Source organism: Klebsiella sp. M5al, from assembly GCF_002090195.1.
In the GTDB taxonomy this organism is placed as follows: Bacteria; Pseudomonadota; Gammaproteobacteria; order Enterobacterales; family Enterobacteriaceae; genus Klebsiella; species Klebsiella grimontii.
Map to the genome: position 1 here is coordinate 5,296,877 of NZ_CP020657.1, position 22,610 is coordinate 5,319,486.

Here is a 22,610-nt window from a genome sequence, read left to right on the forward strand (position 1 = left end):
CATCAGCAAGCAAACGGATGATTACATCATTACGACATCAAACTGCTCTTGATTATAGAGCGGTTCAATTTGTACTTTGACCTGCTTACCGACAAAGATCTCGACTTCTGCCAGCGCGTGCGACTCTTCCCCTTTCAGCGTTTCCGCTACCGCAGGAGAAGCATAGACCAGGAATCGGTCGGAATCGTAGGCATGATGCACGCGCACGATTTCGCGCATGATTTCATAGCACACCGTTTCCACCGTTTTCACCGTACCGCGCCCGTGGCAGGTAGGACACTCATTACACAGCACGTGCTCCACGCTTTCACGTGTGCGCTTGCGGGTCATCTCTACCAGTCCAAGCTGGGAGAAGCCGTTAATGCTGGTTTTAACCCGGTCTTTGCTCAGCGCCTGCTCAAGAGAGTGCAGCACCCGGCGACGGTGATCTTCATTGTTCATATCAATGAAATCAATGATGATAATCCCACCGAGATTGCGCAGCCGTAGCTGACGAGCAATCGCCTGGGTCGCCTCAATATTGGTATTAAAGATAGTATCGTCAAGATTACGGTGACCGACGAATGCGCCGGTGTTGATATCAACGGTGGTCATCGCTTCCGTTTGATCAATGATCAGATAACCGCCTGATTTCAGCTCAACTTTACGCTCCAGCGCGCGCTGAATTTCGTTTTCCACGTCGAAAAGATCGAAAATCGGCTGGCGGCCGCTGTAGTGCTCCAGCTTGCTGGTCATCTCCGGAATATATTCGGCGGTAAACTCAAGCAGCGATTCGTAGGTCAGACGGGAGTCCACGCGAATACGGTCAAGATGCGCATCGGCGAAATCACGCAGCACGCGCTGCGCCAGCGCCAGCTCACCATACATTTGATAACGCGTCTGCTGGCGCTTTTTGCGCTCCATCACTTTTGTCCAGACGCGCTTGAGATAGGCGGCATCTGCGGCCATCTCCTGCTCATGAACGCCTTCCGCCGCGGTACGGATAATGAATCCGCCCTGTTCGTCACAGTATTCAGAGACCACTTTTTTCAGGCGTTCGCGTTCCGCTTCGCTTTCAATACGCTGAGAGACGCCGACGTGCGAAGCCCCGGGCATAAAGACCAGATAGCGAGAAGGAATGGTGATATCGGTGGTCAGGCGGGCGCCTTTGGTGCCGAGAGGATCTTTCACCACCTGCACCATTAAATCCTGCCCCTGACGCACCAGCTCGGAGATATCGCGGACGGCGAACTGCTTTTGCTCTTCGCCCGCCACGCACTCGGTATGCGGCATAATATCGGAAGCGTGCAGAAACGCGGCCTTATCCAGGCCAATATCTACAAAAGCCGCCTGCATTCCCGGCAGCACCCGACTGACACGACCCTTGTAGATATTGCCTACTATTCCGCGTCGCGCTTCACGCTCAATATGAATTTCCTGAAGAATACCGCCATCAATGTAAGCGACGCGCGTTTCTGATGGCGTTACGTTAACTAATAGTTCAGCAGTCATCTTTATCCCTTTTCTTCACGCAGTGAGTTAAAGTTACTTAGCAACTCATACGTTTCCACTAGCGGTAAGCCAACTACGGCGTGATAGCTGCCATTTATCTTCCTGACGAAACAGCCACCCAACCCCTGAATACCGTATGCACCTGCTTTATCTAACGGTTCGCCGCTGGCGACATAATCGGCGATATCCTGTACTGAGAGCACGCGGAAAGTAACCTCCGTGACCACCAGGCAATCCAGCGTCTGCTGCTTATCGGCCAGCGCCACGGCGGTCATCACCTGATGGGTTTTCCCGGAAAGCATGCGCAACATTTCTGCGGCGTGCCCGGCATCGCGCGGTTTTTCCAGCACGTCACCGTTCAGGATGACAATGGTATCCGCGCCCAAAACGGGCAGATCGAGCGGTGCCAGCGCGACGCCAGCCTGCGCCTTTTCGCGCGCCAGACGGACCACATACTGCTGAGCGCTCTCCTGCGGGCGGCGCAGTTCCTCAATACCGGGAACCACGCGCTCAAAAGCGAGGCCAAGCTGAGTCAGCAGTTCCTGCCGACGCGGAGAACCTGAAGCAAGATACAGAGTCGTCATATCAACCTTATTGCACCGCAAACTGCTGGCGCACTTTACGCATCAGCAGGAAAATCCATGGCCAGAGCACACCGTTTACTACACTACTCCAGAACACTTCCGGACGGAAAGAGACGTTGATCACTAAAAACTCTGCCCAGAAAACAATGATATCCACGGCGAGGGATAACATGACGACTACCAGAGCCTGTTGCCAGAGCGCCAGATTGCGGAACAGCTGATATTTCAGCGCGACCAGATAAGCCACAATACTTAATGATAGTGCGCGAACGCCAAGCGTCGAGCCGCTGATGAGATCGAGGATCGCCCCCATCACAAAGCCTGTGCCGACATTAACCCGGTGGGGCAGCGCGAGGATCCAGTACAACAGGATAAGCAATACCCAGTTTGGCCGGTAAACGCTAATGTCCGCCGGCCAGGGCATTATTTGCAGCAATAGTGCGATAAGAAACGAGAGCCAGATAACCCAGCGTCCCTGGCTACGGTAACTTGCCACTATTGCCCCCCCGCTGGCTGAGACTGCTGTGACATACCGGTTGCCGGAGCCGGCATCTGCGGCCCCATCGCATCCGGCGCAGGCAGAACCTGCGGCATCATCTGCATCAGGCGTTCATTCGCTACGCGATGAACCTCTTCCGGCGTCATCGGATTCGCGCCGTTGCGATCGGCTCCCCATAGCAGCAGCAGGTAACGCAGGCGCTGCAGACCGGCTGTCGGACGCGCCTGAATCACCGTATACGCGCGCTGCGTATCCAGCTTAACGGACGAAACCACCCCTACCGGATACCCTTCAGGGAAGCGACCGCCGAGGCCCGAAGTCACCAGGACGTCGCCGACGCGAATATCGGTATTGGCCGGCAGATGTTCCAGCTGCAAATCGTCGGTACAGCCGTTGCCTGCGGCAATCACGCGAATATCGTTACGCAGTACCTGAATCGGTAACGCATGCGTGGCATCGCAAATCAGCAGCACGCGGCTGGTCAGTTTCGCCACCGCCACCACCTGACCCACAACGCCTTTATCGCTGATCACCGGCTGGCCTTCATAAACGCCGTTAACGCTGCCTTTATCGATAACGACCTGATCGCTATAGGGGTCGTTAACCGTTGAGATGACCTGGGTCACCATTTTTTGCTCGTCCTGACGCAGCGGAGAGCCCAGCAGTTCCCGCAGACGCGCGTTCTCCTGCTTGTACTGGCCCAGCATCAGCAGATCGCTGTTCTTCAGCAACAGTTCCTGGCGCAACGCGCGGTTTTCCAGTTCGAGCTGGTCGCGGGTGGCCAGCGTTTGCGAAACGCTATCCAGCAATTCCCGTGGACCATTAGAAACAAAGTAGAAAGGGCTGACGGCAGTATCCATGTACGTTCGAATTTGGCTGAACGTACCCAGGCGGCTGTCGGCGATTATCACGCCAAGCGCCACCAAAACCGCCAGAATAAGGCGAATCTGTAGCGACGGGCCACGGCTAAAAATTGGCTTCATAGGCTATGCGTATTCTCGTGTCAGTTAAGATCGGGGCAGCCGTAGGCCAGCTACCCGGATCTCAGGCTGACTACTCTTCGCTGAACAAGTCGCCGCCGTGCATATCGATCATTTCCAGTGCCTTGCCGCCGCCACGAGCGACGCAGGTCAGTGGATCTTCTGCAACTACGACAGGTATTCCTGTCTCTTCCATTAACAGACGGTCAAGGTTGCGCAGCAGTGCGCCACCGCCGGTCAGAACCATTCCGCGTTCGGAGATATCGGAAGCCAATTCCGGCGGGCACTGTTCCAGCGCGACCATCACCGCGCTGACGATGCCGGTCAACGGCTCCTGCAGCGCTTCGAGGATTTCGTTAGAGTTCAGCGTAAAGCCGCGCGGCACGCCTTCAGCAAGGTTACGCCCGCGAACTTCGATTTCGCGAACTTCATCACCCGGATAAGCGGAACCGATCTCGTGTTTAATACGTTCTGCGGTCGCTTCGCCGATCAGGGAACCATAGTTACGACGGACATAATTAATGACGGCTTCGTCAAAACGGTCGCCGCCGATACGGACGGAGGAGGAGTAAACCACACCGTTCAGAGAGATAACCGCCACTTCAGTGGTACCGCCGCCGATATCCACAACCATCGAACCCGTCGCTTCGGAGACCGGCAGACCGGCGCCGATCGCAGCCGCCATCGGCTCTTCAATCAGGAAGACTTCACGGGCGCCAGCGCCCTGTGCGGATTCGCGAATCGCGCGACGTTCAACCTGGGTCGCGCCAACCGGTACGCAGACCAGCACGCGCGGGCTCGGACGCATAAAGCTGTTGCTGTGCACCTGTTTAATAAAGTGCTGGAGCATTTTTTCGGTAACGAAGAAGTCGGCGATAACGCCGTCTTTCATTGGGCGAATAGCTGCAATGTTGCCCGGTGTACGCCCAAGCATCTGCTTCGCTTCATGACCCACAGCGGCGACGCTTTTCGGCGATCCGGCACGATCCTGACGAATGGCCACAACGGAAGGCTCATTCAATACGATGCCTTGTCCTTTTACATAAATCAGGGTATTCGCGGTACCCAGGTCAATGGACAGGTCATTGGAAAACATGCCACGAAATTTTTTTAACATACTAAGGGATAATCCTGAAAGCTGGGGCGGAAAACAAAATCCGCTTACTTTACCAACCACGCGCAGCAGCGACAAGGCGCAAAAATCATCTGCTGCGGTGAAAATTAGTGCAGTTCGTTACCTTTGTTACAAATTTGACTGAGTCCGTCCGACGCAGAAATCTTCAGCAGCGCTCCGCGCTTGAATCTGCAACCTGTCAAAGGTCATTCACTGGCATTTACATTGCGACAATCCGGCAGGTAGACAAGCACACCCCCATCACTATGGCGCGCATTATTCTACGTGAAATCACGCTAAACGGCAGATCAAACAGAGTATCTTTGCGAATATTTTTTCACATTTGTGTCAAGTGGCTGTGAGGCGGCAAAAAATTCCCCCTGACCGCCGGTAACACCGCATTGAGACAGCACCTGCCACTCGCTTCGGCTGAGCACGCCGGTTGCGAAAACCTGAACCGGCATTCCTTTACAGGCCTCAACCAGGCTCTGGACCAGCAGCTGATTTTCACTGCGTTTTTCTATATTGCGCGATAACCCCGAATGCAGCTTAATCACTTCAACGTCGAGCTGCTTGATCCAGCTAGTTCCAACCAGCGTCAGACCGGCCTGAACAACGGCGATCCGAATACCTAAAGCGTTAACCAACCGCATAACCGGCTGCAGGCGGCCGATATATTGACAAACATCCGCCTCTGCAAGTTCAAAAATAATACGTCGACGGTGCGATTTTTCGCATTGCATCAAAGTATCGCGCAGCCAGCGCTGGAATCGGGGGCGGATTAAAGACTCAACCGTCACCTGCAGCGCGAGGTTTTCTTCCGGCCAGAAGCCTAAAAACGGCAGCAGTCGCGTAATTTGCAGGCGGTCATACTCTTCCGCCAGGCCAAACTGCAGCACCATCGGCATATATTCCGCCGCAATCACCTCTTCCTTGCCATCATACAGACGGCACATTAGCTCGCGATGATGTACGCGACCGTCGCGAGTCACCGCCGGTTTCTGGTAAAGTCGCGGCCCGCCTCGGCTGAGCATCTGCTCGATAAGGGTACGCCAGCGCACGTTGCCACGCCCTTTCTCCGGCAGAGAGTCATCATAGACAGCCCAGCTATTGCTGCCCTGCAGCACCGCATTGCGCGTAGCCGCTTCCGCATGTTCCATCACCTGAGCCGCCGTTTGCCCGCTACGGAAAGCACAGATCCCGATATGCATCATATCGTCACGATCGAGAATGCGCGTCGGCGGCAGAGCGTCCATGGCTTTCAATAGCAACCCGGCAATGCTGTCCGCCTCTTTTAACGTACGATGCGGAAGCAAGACGGCAAAATCGCTGCGATGGTAGCGAGCCAGCAGCGCGCCAGGGTAACGCATGATGAAAGTGGAAAGCATGTTGATCAGCGTAAAGTAATGCTCTTCGGTCGCCGCGCGCCCCCAGTTATCGCGAAGCAGGTCGAAATCCGGCAGGCGGATCATCATAACGATGCCGTATGACCCCACCTTCTCCTGATCTTCAAGCAGCGTCGATAGCTGGTTATCAAAAAATAATCGGTTACTCAGCCCGGTTTTTGAATCCTGCGCGACATAGGAACGAATCAGGGTATCCATGCGGCTTCGCTGATCGCTGGCGAACTGAAGTTCGGATAGCAGCATATCCAGCGCGCTACTGGTGTTCGCTGGCCACTCGTGTACCGATCCGCGCACCTGCGGTCCACGTTCGCCATTAAGAATACGCGCAGTGCGAAGCTCCAGGAGCTCCTGGCCCGCCAGCTGGCGACGGATCCAGCGCACGGAGAAAAAGATAATCAGCACCATAAAACCAATGGCGATGGAAAGCGGCGCGGTGACGTGCAGTGAACGGAAGTAATTGGCCATGGGATCCAGGTATACCAGATGGATAGCCATACCTGGGTGTTTGAGCGACGGGACCGTGATAGCGCGAAACTGCTTGCTGCTGCCTAAAGGGCGATAGTTATCGGTGCGAGAATGGCTATAGACCGACTTGCCATTGAGCTGAAAATCAACGCGCACCGCTTCGACCGGCGTCATCAGTTCATCCATCTGCGGTTCAATCTGGTCAAAGGACATAGAGACCAGACGGTTATCCAGCATCGTCGCCACCGCCTGAACGCGGTTAGTCATTTTTAGCTGAATGCCGTTATAAAAACTCAGCGAAGCGCCAATCAGCGTGACAAAGATCGTCAGGCCGGTGAGCAACGTGACAAAAGCTGAGAATTTCGTCGTTAATCGCATCCCTGTGTTAACTCCGCGTGTGAATGACTACCCGATAAACATCCGGGCTCCTGTGCTGGCGCCTAAACTAAAGTAAGCACTAACTTTCTAAAGAGCGACGCATACTATCAAAGCTGGCGCATCTGGCAATTTATTGCGTTACGTCGGTGTAATAATGCCGTTAGCGAGTATAGTCTGCAGAAAAAATTTTCCAATCATCCAACCTATGAGGACCGGCGCATGCAGGCTTTAATCTTAGAACAGCAGGATGGCAAAACTCTCTCTTCGGTGCAAACCATTGACGCCAGCCAGCTGCCACAGGGCGATGTGACAGTGGATGTCCAATGGTCCAGCCTCAACTATAAAGATGCGCTGGCTATCACCGGGAAAGGAAAAATTATCCGCAACTTTCCGATGATTCCTGGCATCGATTTTGCCGGTTTTGTCCACAGCAGCGAAGATCCTCGCTTCCACGCCGGCCAGCAGGTGCTGCTGACCGGATGGGGCGTGGGGGAAAACCACTGGGGCGGTCTGGCGGAGCGCGCTCGCGTTAAAGGCGACTGGCTGGTGGCGATGCCTCAAGGCCTGGATGGACGTAAAGCCATGGTGATTGGTACCGCGGGTTTCACCGCGATGCTGTGCGTGATGGCGCTGGAAGACGCCGGGATCCGTCCTGAAGACGGCGAAGTGGTGGTCACCGGGGCCAGCGGCGGCGTCGGCAGCACCGCGGTCGCTTTGCTGCATCATCTCGGGTACAAGGTGGCGGCGGTTTCCGGGCGCGAAAGCACGCATGAATATCTTAAAAACCTCGGCGCTCAGCGCATTCTTAGCCGCGATGAGTTCGCCGAAACCCGGCCGCTGGAAAAACAGCTGTGGGCCGGTGCCGTTGACACCGTTGGCGATAAAGTGCTGGCAAAAGTACTGGCGCAGATGAACTACGGCGGCTGCGTCGCCGCCTGCGGTCTGGCAGGCGGCTTTGCTCTGCCCACTACCGTGATGCCCTTTATTCTGCGTAACGTGCGCCTGCAGGGCGTTGACTCGGTGATGACCCCTCCCGCGCGCCGGGCCGAGGCCTGGCAGCGGCTGGTTCGCGATCTCCCGGAATCTTTCTACGCGCAAAGCGCAACGGAAATCACCCTCGCGGAAGCCCCTGCGTTTGCCGATAAGATCATGAGCAATAAAATTCAGGGCCGCACGCTGGTCAAAATCGCCTAATCTGCAATTTTTCGTGACATATTCGCAATAACGCTGCGCCTCCGCCATGCTAAGAAAAACGCATGACGGAGGATGCCATGAAACCCAAAAAACTGACGGAAGCCGACGTGACGGCAGAATCCGTTTTTATGTTGCAACGTCGCCAGGTCCTGAAAATGCTGGGGATTAGCGCGACCGCCCTTTCCCTCTCCCCCTCCGCGCAAGCTGACCTGCTGGATTGGTTTAAAGGCAACGACCGCCCGCCGGCACCGGCGGGTAAAGCGCTGACGTTCGATAAACCGGCGCAATGGCAAAACAATCTCACGTTAACGCCGGAAGATAAGGTATCAGGCTACAACAACTTTTATGAGTTCGGCCTGGATAAAGCCGATCCGGCGGCAAATGCCGGAAGCCTGCGCACTGACCCCTGGACGCTAACGATCGGCGGTGAAGTGGCAAAACCCCTCACGCTCGATCATGACGACCTGACCAGCCGCTTCCCGCTGGAGGAGAGAATTTACCGCATGCGCTGCGTCGAAGCCTGGTCGATGGTGATTCCGTGGGTCGGCTTCCCGCTACATAAACTGCTGTCGCTGGTCGAACCCACCAGCAATGCACGCTACGTCGCGTTTAAAACGCTTTATGCGCCTGAACAGATGCCGGGCCAGAAGGATCGTTTTATCGGCGGCGGGCTGGCGTATCCCTATGTCGAAGGGCTGCGGCTCGATGAAGCCATGCATCCTCTGACGCTGCTCAGCGTCGGCGTGTATGGCAAAGCGTTGCCCCCGCAAAACGGCGCGCCGGTTCGACTCACCGTTCCCTGGAAGTACGGTTTCAAAGGGATAAAGTCGATCGTCAGTATCGAACTGACTCGTGAACGTCCCCCCACCACCTGGAACCTCGCCGGGCCTGAGGAATATGGCTTCTACGCCAACGTCAACCCGCATGTCGATCATCCCCGCTGGTCGCAGGCAACCGAGCGCTTTATCGGCGCAGGCGGCGTACTCGACGTCAAACGCCAGCCAACGTTGCTCTTCAACGGCTATGCCGAGGAAGTGGCCTCGCTCTACCGGGGCCTGAACCTGCGGGAGAATTACTAGTGCGCCTGACTGTAAAGCAGATAACCTGGCTGAAAGCGCTTCTCCATCTTGCCGGCTTTTTGCCTTTTGTCTGGCTGTTTTGGGCCGGGCATCAAGGGTATTTCAGCGCCGATCCGGCAAAGGATATCCAGCACTTCACCGGTAGGATGGCTCTTAAATTCCTGCTGGCTACCTTGCTTGTTTCGCCGCTGGCGCGCTACGCTAAACAGCCGTTATTGATACGCACCCGGCGTTTACTCGGTTTATGGTGCTTTGCCTGGGCAACGCTGCATTTGACCAGCTATACGCTGCTCGAACTTGGGATTAACAATCTGACGCTATTGGGTACAGAAGTGTTCACCCGCCCCTACCTGACGCTGGGGTTAATCAGCTGGCTGATTCTGCTGGCGCTGGCGGCGACGTCAACGCAAGCGATGCAGCGAAAATTGGGGCGTCGCTGGCAAACATTGCATAACTTCGTCTATGTTGTCGCGATCCTCGCCCCCATCCACTACCTGTGGTCGGTGAAGATTTTATCCCCGCAACCGATAATTTATGCGCTGCTGGCGGTCCTGCTTCTGGCATGGCGATACAAGAAGTTCCGCCAGTGGTGGCGCTAATTCCGGATATGTGCAGTTTCCCGCAGTTCTTTTATCAACCGCCACTCTTTTCACGATAGCGGTTGATAATCTTCCCTGATAAGACCAGTATTTAGCTGCCAATTGCTACGAAATCGTTATAATGTGCGACTTTGGTTTTCCTGACGGGCTTTTTGAGTCCCGAAAAGGTGACAATCGCGCATCGAAGGTATATTTTGTTTTTTACCCGAGAATGGCAGAAGATAGCCGCATATTGGCCGATAAGTTTCGCTTTTTGCTTTCGAGCATCGGAGGCTTAACCTGTCGGCTTCTGAAGAAGCGCGGCGTCTTGCAACAGCAGTAATTCATATGCTTTACAGACGGTGCTAACACGCCTGTCACAATCACACTAAACAAAGAGTACGGAACCCACTCATGGATATTCGTAAGATTAAAAAACTGATCGAGCTGGTTGAAGAATCAGGCATCTCCGAACTGGAAATTTCTGAAGGCGAAGAGTCTGTACGCATCAGCCGTGCCGCGCCAAATGCAGGTTTCCCGGTGATGCAACAGGCTTATGCCGCACCGATGATGCAGCAACAGCCAGCGCTGTCTAACGCAGTCGCCTCTGCGGCAACGCCAGCAATGGAAGCCCCTGCGGCAGCGGAAATCAGTGGCCACATCGTACGTTCCCCAATGGTTGGTACTTTCTACCGCACCCCGAGCCCGGACGCGAAAGCCTTCATCGAAATCGGTCAGAAAGTTAACGCGGGCGATACCCTGTGCATCGTTGAAGCCATGAAAATGATGAACCAGATCGAAGCCGATAAATCCGGCGTGGTGAAAGCCATTCTGGTCGAAAGTGGTCAACCGGTAGAATTTGACGAGCCACTGGTCGTCATCGAATAACGAGGCGAACATGCTGGATAAAATTGTTATCGCCAACCGCGGCGAGATTGCATTGCGTATCCTGCGTGCCTGTAAAGAACTGGGCATCAAGACCGTTGCTGTGCACTCAACGGCGGATCGCGATTTAAAACACGTATTGTTAGCGGATGAGACGGTCTGTATCGGCCCGGCGCCGTCCGTAAAAAGCTACCTTAATATCCCGGCGATTATCAGCGCTGCTGAAATCACCGGCGCGGTGGCTATTCACCCGGGTTACGGATTTTTGTCCGAAAACGCAAACTTCGCTGAGCAGGTTGAGCGTTCCGGCTTTATCTTTATCGGTCCGAAAGCTGACACCATCCGCCTGATGGGCGACAAAGTGTCGGCTATCACCGCAATGAAGAAAGCCGGCGTTCCGACCGTACCGGGCTCTGACGGCCCGCTGGGCGAAGATATGGACGTTAACCGCGCTCATGCAAAACGCATTGGCTACCCGGTGATTATCAAAGCCTCCGGCGGCGGCGGCGGTCGCGGTATGCGCGTCGTGCGCAGCGATGCTGAGCTGGCGCAATCCATCTCCATGACCAAAGCGGAAGCGAAAGCCGCTTTCAACAACGACATGGTGTATATGGAGAAATACCTGGAGAATCCTCGTCACATCGAGATCCAGGTACTGGCTGATGGCCAGGGTAACGCTATCTATCTGGCTGAGCGCGACTGCTCCATGCAGCGTCGTCACCAGAAAGTGGTCGAAGAGGCGCCAGCGCCGGGCATTACGCCGGAACTGCGTCGCTATATCGGCGAGCGTTGCTCCAAAGCGTGCGTCGATATCGGCTATCGCGGCGCGGGTACTTTTGAGTTCCTGTTCGAAAACGGCGAGTTCTATTTCATCGAAATGAACACCCGTATTCAGGTTGAACATCCGGTAACCGAAATGATCACCGGCGTCGACCTGATTAAAGAACAGCTGCGTATCGCTGCAGGGCAGCCGCTGTCCATCAAGCAGGAAGAAGTTGTGGTTAAAGGCCATGCGGTGGAATGCCGTATCAACGCCGAAGACCCGAATACCTTCCTGCCGAGCCCGGGTAAAATTACCCGCTTCCACGCGCCGGGCGGTTTTGGCGTGCGCTGGGAGTCTCATATCTACGCAGGCTACACCGTGCCTCCGTACTATGACTCCATGATCGGGAAGCTGATCTGCTATGGCGAAAACCGTGATGTCGCGATTGCCCGCATGAAGAATGCGCTGCAGGAGCTGATTATCGACGGCATCAAAACCAACGTTGATCTGCAGATTCGCATCATGAACGACGAGCATTTCCAGAATGGTGGCACCAATATCCACTATCTGGAGAAAAAACTCGGATTGCAGGAGAAGTAATTCTGCCATCGTTGCAAAAGGCCGGATAACCCGGCCTTTTTTCTTTTTCTCTCCCCTCCTCTTTGCCATGCGGTACAATCCCCGCTTTCTTCATCCTCAGGGGACAAAAAATGGACAAGCGTTTTGTTCAGGCCCATAAAGAGGCGCGCTGGGCGCTGTGGCTAACCCTTCTCTACCTTGCGGCCTGGCTGGCTGCCGCCTATCTGCCGGGCGTCGGTATTGGTATCACCGGTCTGCCGCACTGGTTTGAAATGGCCTGCCTGCTGGTACCGCTGGTGTTTATTCTGCTGTGCTGGGCGATGGTGCGTTTCATCTTCCGCGATATTTCCCTGGAGGATAACGATGCAGTTTGAAATCATCGTTGTACTGCTCGTTTACCTGTTGGTCGTGTTTGGTCTGTCGATTTACGCGATGCGCAAACGCAGCAGCGGCAGCTTTCTCAGCGAATACTTTCTCGGTAGCCGTTCGATGGGCGGCTTCGTTCTCGCAATGACGCTAACCGCCACCTATATCAGCGCCAGTTCTTTTATCGGCGGGCCGGGAGCCGCCTATAAATATGGACTTGGCTGGGTGCTGCTGGCGATGATTCAGGTGCCAACAATCTGGCTGTCATTAGGGATACTCGGCAAAAAGTTCGCCATTCTGGCGCGGCGCTATAACGCGATTACCCTTAACGATATGCTACAGGCGCGCTACCAAAGCCGCGCGGTCGTCTGGATAGCGAGCGTAAGCCTGCTGGTCGCCTTTGTCGGGGCGATTGCCGTGCAGTTTATCGGCGGCGCCCGCCTGCTGGAAACCGCCGCCGGCATCAAATATGAAACGGGCCTGCTGATCTTCGGCATCACTATCGCGCTGTACACCGCCTTCGGCGGCTTCCGCGCCAGCGTCCTCAACGACACGATGCAAGGTATGGTCATGCTGATCGGCACCATCGTCTTGCTGGTTGGCGTCGTACACGCGGCAGGCGGATTGCATAACGCCGTGGATACGCTGCAGCATATCGACCCGAAGCTGGTATCGCCGCACGGAGCGAACGATATCCTCACTCCGGCATTTATGACCTCCTTCTGGGTTCTGGTGTGCTTCGGGGTTATCGGCCTGCCGCACACCGCCGTGCGCTGCATCTCTTATAAAGATAGTAAAGCGGTGCACCGCGGCATCATCATCGGTACCATCGTTGTCGCGATCCTGATGTTTGGTATGCATCTGGCCGGCGCGCTGGGTAGAGCCGTTTTGCCCCACCTGACCGTCCCGGATCAGGTTATCCCGACCCTGATGGTGCAGGTTCTCCCCCCCTGGGCTGCGGGTCTGTTTCTGGCGGCCCCGATGGCCGCGATCATGTCGAACGTCAATGCCCATTTATTGCAGGCTTCAGCTACGATCATTAAAGATCTTTGGCTCAGCGCTCAGCCGACGAAAAAACATAATGAACAGAAGCTAAAGCGGATCTCAACGATCGCCACGCTGGTGCTGGGGATCCTGATGATGCTGGCCGCCTGGCGTCCGCCTGAGATGATCATCTGGCTCAACCTGCTGGCGTTCGGCGGCCTTGAGGCCGTGTTCTTATGGCCGCTGGTTCTGGGTCTGTACTGGGAACGGGCGAATGCAACAGGCGCATTGAGCGCGATGATCGTCGGCGGCGTACTCTATGCCATACTCGCCACTTTTAATCTTCAGTACCTGGGCTTCCATCCGATAGTGCCCTCGTTGCTGTTAAGCTTATTGGCTTTCCTGGTCGGAAACCGGTTCGGTACCTCCGCCCCGCAAGCCGCCGTATTGACTACTGATAAATAAAGAGTTTTGCCATGCCATGGATCCAACTGAAATTGAATACTACCGGCGCGAACGCGGAAGAGCTGAGTGATGCGCTGATGGAAGCGGGTTCCGTTTCCATTACTTTCCAGGATACTCACGATACGCCGGTCTTCGAACCTCTACCGGGTGAAACCCGTCTGTGGGGCGATACGGACGTTATCGGTCTGTTTGACGCCGAAACCGATATGGAAGAGGTGGTCGCCATTCTGCAGCAGCATCCGCTGTTGGGCGTCGGTTTCGTGCATAAAATCGAACAACTGGAAGATAAAGACTGGGAGCGCGAGTGGATGGATAACTTCCACCCTATGTGCTTTGGTCAACGACTGTGGATTTGCCCGAGCTGGCGCGATGTTCCGGATGAAAACGCCGTGAACGTGATGCTCGATCCGGGCCTGGCGTTTGGTACCGGTACGCATCCCACCACCGCGATGTGCCTGCAGTGGCTGGATGGACTCGATCTCGCGGGTAAAACGATTATCGATTTTGGCTGCGGCTCAGGCATTCTGGCTATCGCGGCATTAAAGCTGGGCGCGGCGAAAGCTATCGGTATTGATATCGATCCGCAGGCTATTCAGGCCAGCCGCGATAATGCCGAACGTAACGGGGTCTCTGAACGCCTGGAACTTTATCTGCCCAAGGATCAGCCAGAGGCGATGAAAGCCGATGTGGTGGTCGCCAACATTCTGGCTGGCCCATTACGCGAGCTGGCCCCTCTTATCAGCGTGCTGCCGGTTACAGGCGGTCTGCTGGGGCTTTCCGGTATCCTTGCCAGCCAAGCGGAAAGCGTTTGTGAAGCCTACGCCGAGCTCTTTGAGCTAGATCCCGTCGTGGAAAAAGAGGAGTGGTGCCGAATTACCGGTTATAAAAAGTAATCTCTCCTTGTGGCCTCATCGCAGGCCACAACTTTTCGCGTTTTCTGTACATAATCTTGCGCTCAATAAGAATAAGATGATGAGGTAACGTATTGTAGTTACCAATAAAATCATCATTCTATTCATCGGACGAATTATATGAAAACATCTTTAGGCAAGGCGGCATTGTTGGCGTTAAGCATGATGCCCGTTACGGTTTTCGCTTCCCACTGGAGCTATGAAGGCGAAGGTTCGCCGGAACACTGGGGGGCGCTCAATGAGGAGTATAAAACCTGCCAGAACGGCATGAACCAATCCCCCATCAACATCGATGCCACGTTCAAAACCCACCTTTCACCGCTGGATACGCACTACATCGATGGCCCAATCACGCTCATTAATAATGGCCATACCATCCAGGCGGCGCTAAAGACCACGACAGCGGACACCATTACGATTGACGGTACGCCATTTATCCTCCAGCAGTTCCATTTCCATGCCCCGAGCGAAAACACGGTCCACGGCAAGCACTATGCGATGGAGATGCATCTGGTACATAAGAACGCTAAAGGCGCCGTCGCCGTGGTGGCGGTGATGTTCGAGCAGGGCGCGGAAAATACAGAACTGAACAAGCTGTGGGCCACCATGCCCGAGCAGGCTGAGCAGACGGCTAAAATTGTCACGCAAATGGATCTCAACGCCCTGCTTCCCATAGATAAAACCTACTGGCGCTTTAGCGGCTCTCTGACCACTCCGCCTTGTTCAGAAGGGGTAACCTGGATTGTGCTTAAGCATCCCCTGACCCTTTCTTCAGCGCAGCTGGCAAAATTCAGCCACGCTATGCATCACGATAACAATCGTCCGGTACAGCCGCTGAACGGTCGCGTGGTCATAGAGTAAACATCAGAGATGCTTCACGATCATGTTCTGAAATGAGAGCTAACTCACATAAAGCCAAGGTAATTTGCTGATTTCTTCAGCAGATTATCTTGCCCGCAGCCGGCTCCGGGAAGAAAAAATGAGAAGTTAGACAAAATTATATGTGTAGATAAATTCATCACATATTTTTAATGCAATGATTTATAAAGCTAATTATTCATGGACGCTAATCTTCACGGCGATTCTTTGATCCACCGCAGAGGATTGCTCAAAGTTTGGCCTTTCATCTCGTGCAAAAAATGCGTAATATACGCCGCCTTGCAGTCACAGTATGGTCATTTCTTAACTCATGCGCATCGGACACTACCAGCTCAGGAATCGACTCATCGCAGCGCCTATGGCTGGCATTACTGACAGACCATTCCGGACGTTGTGTTACGAGATGGGAGCAGGATTGACCGTATCCGAGATGATGTCCTCCAACCCGCAGGTTTGGGAGAGCGACAAGTCCCGCTTACGGATGGTGCACGTTGATGAGCCCGGTATTCGTACCGTGCAAATCGCCGGCAGCGTGCCGGAAGAGATGGCTGCAGCCGCCCGTATTAACGTGGAAAGCGGCGCCCAGATTATTGATATCAATATGGGGTGTCCGGCTAAAAAGGTGAATCGTAAGCTTGCAGGTTCAGCCCTCTTGCAGTACCCCGACCAGGTGAAGTCCATCCTGACGGCGGTCGTCAAAGCAGTGGACGTTCCCGTAACTCTCAAGATTCGCACCGGTTGGGAACCGGAACACCGTAACTGTGTAGAAATTGCCCAACTGGCTGAAGAATGTGGCATTCAGGCTCTGACTATTCACGGACGCACGCGCGCCTGCTTGTTTAACGGAGATGCTGAGTACGACAGTATTCGGGCAGTTAAGCAGAAAGTTTCCATTCCGGTTATCGCGAATGGCGACATTACTGACCCGCTTAAAGCCAGAGCTGTGCTCGACTATACGGGGGCAGATGCCCTTATGATAGGCCGTGCCGCTCAGGGAAGACCCTGGATCTTTCGGGAAATCCAGCACTATCTGGACACTGGAGAGCTGCTGCCCCCGCTGCCGTTGGCAGAGGTTAAGCGCTTGCTTTGTGCACACGTTCGGGAACTGCATGGCTTTTATGGCCAGGCAAAAGGGTACCGAATCGCACGCAAACACGTATCCTGGTATCTGCAGGAACACGCTCCAGATGACCAGTTTCGGCGCACATTCAACGCCATAGAAGATTCCAGCGAACAGCTGGAGGCGTTGGAGGCATACTTCGAAAATTTTGCGTAATAGAAATAAAGAGCTGACAGAACTATGTTCGAACAACGCGTAAATTCTGACGTACTGACCGTTTCTACCGTTAACTCTCAGGATCAGGTGACTCAAAAGCCCCTGCGTGACTCGGTTAAACAGGCACTGAAGAACTATTTTGCTCAACTGAACGGTCAGGATGTTAATGACCTGTATGAGCTGGTACTGGCTGAAGTAGAACAGCCCCTGTTGGACATGGTGATGCAATACACCCGCGGTAACCAGACCCGTGCTGCCCTGATGATGGGCATCAACCGTGGTACTCTGCGTAAAAAATTGAAAAAATACGGCATGAACTGATACTAATCAGTTAAATGTTTGATATAAAAGGCGCTCTTCGGCATGGGGAAGCGCCTTTTTTATTTCATTGATTGTAATGGCTCACTGTCGCCAGCTGTCGTGTAGTCCCACAAAGGATCGACATAATATTATCAACCAAAGCGGGCGCCTGGCGATACAGATCAAATTGCCCCGGCTCCACCAGCCAGTTTTTAATAATACCGGTAAACGCGCTGTGTAAGACAATTAATGAAATTTCAACATTCGTTTCCGCTGGTAATACTCCGTTACGAATACAGAGCTGCAAAACCCCGCCAATAATCGGGTAACTAAATCCAATTCTCTTACGAATCTCAGCTTCCGGCATCATGTCGCTGGAAAACTCACATTTCTGATACAGAATTTGCATCAACGCACGCTGACGGGGATTATTGGCGATATATTGTAAGCCAATAATAAATTTCTCTCGTAGCGTGCTGAGCGGATCCTTGCTCTCTTTTTGGGGAAATTCATGCTGAAGCAGGTCGCGTAGCGGCAGCTGCTGTTGCCATATTTCATTAAATAGCTCCGCTTTGCTCGCAAAGTGCCAGTACACCGCTCCGCGCGTGACGCCAGCAGCATCAGCAATATCGGCTAAGGTGGTGCTGGTCACGCCGCGTAGGGCAAACTGCTGAATGGCGGACTCAATCAGAAGCTGCCGGGTCTTTAGCGCATCTTCTTTCGTTCTTCTAGGCATACGGTGCTCCACTCAACGCCAGATTGAGAGTGTGGGAAATAGCTGAATAGGTATAAACCTAGCATCTGACAATCAATATTGTTTAGCAAAAATACAGATAAGTTAAATCTCAAACCAAAATAAAACAAATACACACAACAAATAATTAATTCCAATTCATTCATGAATTAAATATCAATGTAAGCAAATTTTAATTTGAGATCATCCTAAAAACATAATCCCTGATATTTTGTTTTTACGTGCCTTGCTGATGGCTAAAAAATAACTATGTCTTACATACATCGTTTTTTATTTGTAGGATAACAAACCGCATTTTAATTCATTATTTCTTGCACAGATTCGTGGCCAAGTCAGGCTCATAATCTATAAGGAACAGCAATGACACCTCATGTCAGGGTTACACTTTTATCCAGCCTTATCATCTCGGCTATCTTGCTCAGCGGTTGCGATAATTCAGGCGATGGGCAACCGCATGCACAGATACCCCAGGTCTCCGTTTATGTGGTACACAGCGCGCCGCTATCCGTCACCACGGAGCTACCCGGCCGCACATCAGCCTACCGCGTCGCGGAAGTCCGCCCGCAGGTGAATGGAATTATCCTGCAGCGTAACTTTGTCGAGGGTAGCGATGTCAGCGCAGGACAGTCGCTTTATCAAATCGATCCGGCGACCTATCAGGCAGCTTACAACAGCACAAAGGGCGATGAAGCGAAAGCGGAGGCCGCAGCCGCCATCGCCCATTTAACGGTAAAACGCTACGCGCCTCTTCTCGGCACAAAATATATCAGCCAGCAAGAGTACGATCAGGCGGTGGCGACCGCACGCCAGGCTGATGCCGATGTTATCGCTGCAAAAGCAGCCGTGGAAAGCGCGCGTATTAATCTGGCCTACACCAAAGTGACCTCTCCCATCAGCGGCCGTATCGGCAAATCGAGCGTGACCGAAGGCGCCCTGGTGACGAACGGTCAGGCCGACGCGATGGCGACGGTACAGCAGCTCGACCCCATTTATGTGGACGTTACCGAATCCAGTAATGATTTCATGCGCCTGAAACAGGAAAGTCTGCAGCACGGCAATGACACCAAAAACGTGCAGTTGATTATGGAAAACGGTCAGCCTTATACGCTTCAGGGCGCTTTGCAGTTCTCTGATGTCACCGTGGATGAGAGCACCGGCTCAATTACGCTACGCGCGATCTTCCCTAACCCACAGCACGCTTTGCTGCCAGGAATGTTTGTTCGCGCCCGCATTGATGAAGGCGTGTCGCCGAATGCCATTCTCGTTCCCCAGCAGGGAGTCACCCGCACGCCGCGCGGCGAGGCCAGCGTGATGCTCGTTAATGACAAAAACCAGGTGGAAACGCGGGCTGTCACCGCTGCGCAGGCGATTGGCGATAAGTGGTTAGTCACCAGCGGTCTGAAAGCCGGTGAAAAAGTTATCGTCAGCGGTCTGCAGAAAGTACGTCCCGGCGTCACCGTGAAGGCCGAAGAGGATACCGCGACGTCCGTCGCGCAATAAGGTACAAATCCCTATGTCTAAGTTTTTTATTCATCGACCGGTCTTCGCCTGGGTGCTGGCGATCATCATGATGATTGCTGGTGGCCTCGCGATTATGCAGCTACCGATTGCACAATACCCGACTATCGCGCCGCCAGCGGTGGCGATCTCCGCAACCTATCCGGGTGCGGACGCGCAAACCGTTCAGGATACGGTGACTCAGGTTATCGAACAGAACATGAACGGTATCGATAACCTGATGTACATGTCCTCAACCAGCGATTCTGCAGGCGGCGTGACCATCACTCTGACCTTTACGTCGGGTACGGATCCGGATATTGCGCAAGTTCAGGTGCAGAATAAACTCCAGCTGGCGACGCCGCTTCTGCCTCAGGAAGTACAGCAGCAGGGGATTAGCGTCGAGAAATCAAGCAGTAGCTTCTTGATGGTTGCTGGATTCATCTCCGATAACGCCAGCACCACTCAGGATGATATCTCTGACTATGTCGCATCGAACGTCAAAGATACCATCAGCCGCCTTAACGGCGTTGGCGATGTACAGCTCTTCGGGGCGCAGTATGCAATGCGCGTCTGGCTGGACGGCAATCTCCTGAATAAGTACAACCTCACGCCTGTCGACGTCATTAACCAGCTACAGATACAGAACGATCAGATTGCAGCAGGCCAGCTTGGCGGTACGCCAGCCCTTAAAGGCCAGCAGCTAAACGCCTCCATCATTGCTCAGACACGGCTGAAAGACCCGGCAGAGTTTGGCAAAGTGACGCTGCGCGTGAACGCGGATGGCTCAGTGGTGCATCTGAAAGATGTGGCGCGTATTGAGCTGGGTGGTGAGAACTACAACGTTGTCGCTAAAATCAATGGAAAACCGGCTTCAGGCTTGGGAATTAAACTCGCTACCGGCGCCAATGCCCTCGATACCGCCGCTGCGATTAAAGCGAAGCTTGCCGAACTGCAGCCATACTTCCCCCAGGGGATGAAGGTCGTCTATCCTTACGACACCACGCCGTTTGTGAAAATCTCAATTCATGAGGTCGTGAAGACGCTGTTTGAGGCGATTATCCTCGTCTTCCTGGTAATGTACCTGTTTTTACAGAATATCCGGGCCACGCTGATCCCCACTATTGCGGTTCCGGTCGTCCTGCTCGGCACCTTTGCCGTCCTGGCAACGTTCGGTTACTCCATCAATACGCTAACCATGTTTGGCATGGTGCTGGCAATAGGCCTTCTGGTCGACGATGCTATCGTGGTGGTGGAAAACGTCGAACGCGTCATGGTTGAAGAGAAGCTTCCGCCAAAAGAGGCGACGGAAAAATCGATGGCGCAAATACAGGGGGCGCTGGTTGGCATTGCCATGGTGCTCTCGGCGGTGTTTGTCCCGATGGCCTTCTTTGGCGGTTCTACGGGAGCGATTTATCGGCAATTCTCTATCACCATCGTCTCCGCCATGGCGCTGTCCGTACTGGTGGCGCTGATCCTGACCCCCGCGCTTTGCGCTACATTATTGAAACCCGCATCAGCCGATCATCATGAGAAAAAAGGATTTTTTGGTTGGTTTAACGCGAAATTCGATCGTAGCGTGAGCCACTACACTAACAGCGTTAGTGGGATCCTGCGCTGTACCGGACGCTATCTCATCATCTATTTGCTGATCGTTGTGGGTATGGCCGTGCTCTTTGTGCGCCTGCCCACCTCCTTCTTGCCGGATGAGGATCAGGGGGTATTTATGACCATGATCCAACTGCCTTCAGGCGCAACGCAGGAGCGCACGCAAAAAGTGCTCGATACGGTTACCGATTACTACCTGCATAAAGAGAAGGCGAACGTTGAAAGCGTCTTTACCGTTAACGGCTTTAGCTTTAGCGGTCAGGGCCAAAACTCCGGTATGGCGTTTGTCAGCCTGAAGCCATGGGAAGAACGCAGTGGTTCCGAAAATGGCGTTGAGGCCATCATCAAACGAGCAACCGCCGCCTTCAGCCAGATTAAAGATGCCATGGTCTTCCCTTTCAACCTGCCGGCTATTATCGAGCTGGGTACGGCCACGGGTTTTGACTTTGAGCTTATCGATCAGGGCAACCTCGGCCATAGCGCGCTAACCCAGGCCCGTAATCAGCTCCTTGGTATGGTGAGAGAGCATCCGGATCAGCTGGTACGCGTTCGCCCGAATGGGCTCGAAGACACGCCGCAATTCAAGCTGGATGTCGATCAGGAGAAAGCTCAGGCTCTGGGTATTTCGCTATCCGATATCAATGAGACCATTTCCGCGGCGCTGGGGGGATATTACGTCAACGACTTTATTGACCATGGGCGAGTGAAAAAAGTCTACGTTCAGGCCGATGCAAAATTCCGTATGCTGCCGAGCGATATCAATAATATGTACGTCCGCAGCGCGAATGGCGAAATGGTCCCGTTCTCCGCTTTTGTGACTTCGCGCTGGGTTTATGGCTCCCCGCGACTGGAGCGCTACAATGGTTTGCCCTCTATGGAAATGCTTGGCGAAGCGGCGCCCGGGAAAAGTACCGGTGATGCGATGATTTTAATGGAGCAATTGGCCAGCAAGCTTCCTACTGGGATCGGCTACGACTGGACGGGGATGTCTTATCAAGAACGTTTATCCGGTAATCAGGCGCCAGCTTTATATGCCATTTCACTTATCGTTGTCTTTTTGTGTCTTGCGGCGCTTTATGAAAGCTGGTCTATTCCCTTCTCCGTCATGCTCGTCGTTCCATTAGGGGTGGTTGGAGCACTGCTGGCAGCGTCGTTACGTGGGCTTAATAATGACGTTTATTTCCAGGTGGGTTTATTAACAACTATCGGCCTGTCTGCGAAAAACGCTATTCTTATCGTTGAGTTTGCGAAAGACCTGATGGATAAGGAAGGCAAAGGAATTATCGAAGCCACACTTGAAGCATCTCGTATGCGTTTACGCCCTATCCTGATGACTTCGCTGGCCTTTATCCTGGGGGTTCTGCCTCTGGTAATTAGCCACGGAGCCGGCAGCGGCGCCCAAAACGCGGTCGGTACCGGCGTTATGGGCGGAATGCTGATGGCGACATTGCTGGCTATCTTCTTCGTCCCCGTCTTCTTCGTGGTGGTAAGACGCCGTTTTACGAAACACGCAGAGTAAATACTCTTATCTAAAGGCACCTTTCTGGTGCTTTTTTTTCGTCTGCGTATCGGTAA

20 protein-coding genes are annotated in these 22,610 nt (G+C 53.8%); 13 read left to right on the plus strand and 7 right to left on the minus strand.

The features are described from left to right. Positions 1–21: 21 nt before the first annotated feature. The 6 genes from rng to csrD all read right to left on the minus strand — a co-directional run bounded on the left by rng (position 22) and on the right by csrD (position 6,917). Entirely contained in the window at positions 22–1,491 is a 1,470-nt protein-coding gene (rng, locus tag BWI76_RS25480) for a ribonuclease G (protein WP_004125826.1), read from the minus strand. 2 nt (positions 1,492–1,493) lie between these two features. Continuing rightward, entirely contained in the window at positions 1,494–2,075 is a 582-nt protein-coding gene (locus BWI76_RS25485; protein WP_004139711.1) for a Maf family protein, read from the minus strand. Between the two features lie 7 nt (positions 2,076–2,082). Further along, a complete protein-coding gene (mreD, locus tag BWI76_RS25490) occupies positions 2,083–2,571 on the minus strand; it encodes a rod shape-determining protein MreD (protein WP_004139709.1) in 489 nt (162 codons plus the stop codon). Next, positions 2,571–3,557 (minus strand): rod shape-determining protein MreC, encoded by a 987-nt coding sequence (gene mreC / locus BWI76_RS25495; protein ID WP_004139707.1) that lies wholly within the window; start codon positions 3,555–3,557, stop codon positions 2,571–2,573. Before mreC ends, mreD begins: the two co-directional genes overlap by 1 nt. Before the next feature lie 70 nt (positions 3,558–3,627). After that, complete coding sequence (mreB, locus tag BWI76_RS25500) at positions 3,628–4,671, minus strand: rod shape-determining protein MreB (RefSeq protein WP_002918653.1); 1,044 nt, start codon at positions 4,669–4,671, stop codon at positions 3,628–3,630. A gap of 305 nt (positions 4,672–4,976) precedes the next feature. Next, on the minus strand, positions 4,977–6,917 hold the full coding sequence (gene csrD, locus BWI76_RS25505) for an RNase E specificity factor CsrD (protein WP_004139703.1): 1,941 nt from the start codon (positions 6,915–6,917) through the stop codon (positions 4,977–4,979). Between the two features lie 219 nt (positions 6,918–7,136). Here csrD and BWI76_RS25510 point away from each other — a divergent pair, with 219 nt between their 5' ends. The 11 genes from BWI76_RS25510 to fis all read left to right on the plus strand — a co-directional run bounded on the left by BWI76_RS25510 (position 7,137) and on the right by fis (position 17,197). Then, a complete protein-coding gene (locus BWI76_RS25510; RefSeq protein ID WP_004139700.1) occupies positions 7,137–8,111 on the plus strand; it encodes an MDR family oxidoreductase in 975 nt (324 codons plus the stop codon). A gap of 77 nt (positions 8,112–8,188) precedes the next feature. Further along, positions 8,189–9,190, plus strand: coding sequence for a protein-methionine-sulfoxide reductase catalytic subunit MsrP (gene msrP, locus BWI76_RS25515; protein ID WP_049090443.1), 1,002 nt, complete (start codon positions 8,189–8,191; stop codon positions 9,188–9,190). Beyond that, entirely contained in the window at positions 9,190–9,789 is a 600-nt protein-coding gene (msrQ, locus tag BWI76_RS25520; protein WP_004139694.1) for a protein-methionine-sulfoxide reductase heme-binding subunit MsrQ, read from the plus strand. The genes msrP and msrQ overlap by 1 nt, the downstream gene beginning before the upstream one ends. Before the next feature lie 393 nt (positions 9,790–10,182). Further along, a complete protein-coding gene (gene accB, locus BWI76_RS25535) occupies positions 10,183–10,656 on the plus strand; it encodes an acetyl-CoA carboxylase biotin carboxyl carrier protein (protein WP_004125844.1) in 474 nt (157 codons plus the stop codon). 10 nt (positions 10,657–10,666) lie between these two features. Next, complete coding sequence (accC, locus tag BWI76_RS25540) at positions 10,667–12,016, plus strand: acetyl-CoA carboxylase biotin carboxylase subunit (RefSeq protein ID WP_004125846.1); 1,350 nt, start codon at positions 10,667–10,669, stop codon at positions 12,014–12,016. 110 nt (positions 12,017–12,126) lie between these two features. Next, a complete protein-coding gene (locus BWI76_RS25545; RefSeq protein ID WP_004139687.1) occupies positions 12,127–12,369 on the plus strand; it encodes a YhdT family protein in 243 nt (80 codons plus the stop codon). Continuing rightward, on the plus strand, positions 12,359–13,810 hold the full coding sequence (gene panF / locus BWI76_RS25550; RefSeq protein WP_004139683.1) for a sodium/pantothenate symporter: 1,452 nt from the start codon (positions 12,359–12,361) through the stop codon (positions 13,808–13,810). Before BWI76_RS25545 ends, panF begins: the two co-directional genes overlap by 11 nt. Positions 13,811–13,821: 11 nt before the next feature. After that, a complete protein-coding gene (gene prmA, locus BWI76_RS25555) occupies positions 13,822–14,703 on the plus strand; it encodes a 50S ribosomal protein L11 methyltransferase (RefSeq protein WP_064371555.1) in 882 nt (293 codons plus the stop codon). 138 nt (positions 14,704–14,841) lie between these two features. Further along, the gene (locus tag BWI76_RS25560) at positions 14,842–15,582 is read left to right on the plus strand and encodes a carbonic anhydrase (RefSeq protein ID WP_064371554.1); all 741 of its coding nucleotides are present in this window, start codon (positions 14,842–14,844) and stop codon (positions 15,580–15,582) included. Between the two features lie 328 nt (positions 15,583–15,910). Then, positions 15,911–16,876, plus strand: a complete 966-nt coding sequence (gene dusB / locus BWI76_RS25565; protein WP_024360647.1) for a tRNA dihydrouridine synthase DusB — start codon at positions 15,911–15,913, stop codon at positions 16,874–16,876. 24 nt (positions 16,877–16,900) lie between these two features. Continuing rightward, positions 16,901–17,197, plus strand: a complete 297-nt coding sequence (gene fis, locus BWI76_RS25570; RefSeq protein ID WP_000462905.1) for a DNA-binding transcriptional regulator Fis — start codon at positions 16,901–16,903, stop codon at positions 17,195–17,197. A gap of 64 nt (positions 17,198–17,261) precedes the next feature. On the opposite strand, the gene envR is transcribed toward fis, so the two are convergent. Beyond that, positions 17,262–17,912 carry an acrEF/envCD operon transcriptional regulator gene (gene envR, locus BWI76_RS25575; protein WP_004139668.1) on the minus strand — a complete coding sequence of 217 codons (651 nt, stop codon included), beginning with the start codon at positions 17,910–17,912 and terminating at the stop codon, positions 17,262–17,264. A 378-nt stretch (positions 17,913–18,290) separates the two neighbouring features. Between envR and BWI76_RS25580 the strand changes: the two genes are divergently transcribed. After that, positions 18,291–19,430 carry an efflux RND transporter periplasmic adaptor subunit gene (locus tag BWI76_RS25580; RefSeq protein ID WP_004139667.1) on the plus strand — a complete coding sequence of 380 codons (1,140 nt, stop codon included), beginning with the start codon at positions 18,291–18,293 and terminating at the stop codon, positions 19,428–19,430. 13 nt (positions 19,431–19,443) lie between these two features. Continuing rightward, positions 19,444–22,554, plus strand: coding sequence for an efflux RND transporter permease subunit (locus tag BWI76_RS25585; protein WP_024360646.1), 3,111 nt, complete (start codon positions 19,444–19,446; stop codon positions 22,552–22,554). The last annotated feature ends 56 nt before the right edge of the window (positions 22,555–22,610 follow it).

What these genes read in the sequence shown, in the direction of transcription:
- rng (WP_004125826.1), bottom strand. Translation starts at nt 1,491, where the DNA reads ATGACTGCTGAACTATTAGTTAACGTAACGCCATCAGAAACGCGCGTC.
- BWI76_RS25485 (WP_004139711.1), bottom strand. Translation starts at nt 2,075, where the DNA reads ATGACGACTCTGTATCTTGCTTCAGGTTCTCCGCGTCGGCAGGAACTG.
- mreC (WP_004139707.1), bottom strand. Translation starts at nt 3,557, where the DNA reads ATGAAGCCAATTTTTAGCCGTGGCCCGTCGCTACAGATTCGCCTTATT.
- mreB (WP_002918653.1), bottom strand. Translation starts at nt 4,671, where the DNA reads ATGTTAAAAAAATTTCGTGGCATGTTTTCCAATGACCTGTCCATTGAC.
- csrD (WP_004139703.1), bottom strand. Translation starts at nt 6,917, where the DNA reads ATGCGATTAACGACGAAATTCTCAGCTTTTGTCACGTTGCTCACCGGC.
- BWI76_RS25510 (WP_004139700.1), top strand. Translation starts at nt 7,137, where the DNA reads ATGCAGGCTTTAATCTTAGAACAGCAGGATGGCAAAACTCTCTCTTCG.
- msrP (WP_049090443.1), top strand. Translation starts at nt 8,189, where the DNA reads ATGAAACCCAAAAAACTGACGGAAGCCGACGTGACGGCAGAATCCGTT.
- accB (WP_004125844.1), top strand. Translation starts at nt 10,183, where the DNA reads ATGGATATTCGTAAGATTAAAAAACTGATCGAGCTGGTTGAAGAATCA.
- accC (WP_004125846.1), top strand. Translation starts at nt 10,667, where the DNA reads ATGCTGGATAAAATTGTTATCGCCAACCGCGGCGAGATTGCATTGCGT.
- BWI76_RS25545 (WP_004139687.1), top strand. Translation starts at nt 12,127, where the DNA reads ATGGACAAGCGTTTTGTTCAGGCCCATAAAGAGGCGCGCTGGGCGCTG.
- panF (WP_004139683.1), top strand. Translation starts at nt 12,359, where the DNA reads ATGCAGTTTGAAATCATCGTTGTACTGCTCGTTTACCTGTTGGTCGTG.
- prmA (WP_064371555.1), top strand. Translation starts at nt 13,822, where the DNA reads ATGCCATGGATCCAACTGAAATTGAATACTACCGGCGCGAACGCGGAA.
- BWI76_RS25560 (WP_064371554.1), top strand. Translation starts at nt 14,842, where the DNA reads ATGAAAACATCTTTAGGCAAGGCGGCATTGTTGGCGTTAAGCATGATG.
- dusB (WP_024360647.1), top strand. Translation starts at nt 15,911, where the DNA reads ATGCGCATCGGACACTACCAGCTCAGGAATCGACTCATCGCAGCGCCT.
- fis (WP_000462905.1), top strand. Translation starts at nt 16,901, where the DNA reads ATGTTCGAACAACGCGTAAATTCTGACGTACTGACCGTTTCTACCGTT.
- envR (WP_004139668.1), bottom strand. Translation starts at nt 17,912, where the DNA reads ATGCCTAGAAGAACGAAAGAAGATGCGCTAAAGACCCGGCAGCTTCTG.
- BWI76_RS25580 (WP_004139667.1), top strand. Translation starts at nt 18,291, where the DNA reads ATGACACCTCATGTCAGGGTTACACTTTTATCCAGCCTTATCATCTCG.
- BWI76_RS25585 (WP_024360646.1), top strand. Translation starts at nt 19,444, where the DNA reads ATGTCTAAGTTTTTTATTCATCGACCGGTCTTCGCCTGGGTGCTGGCG.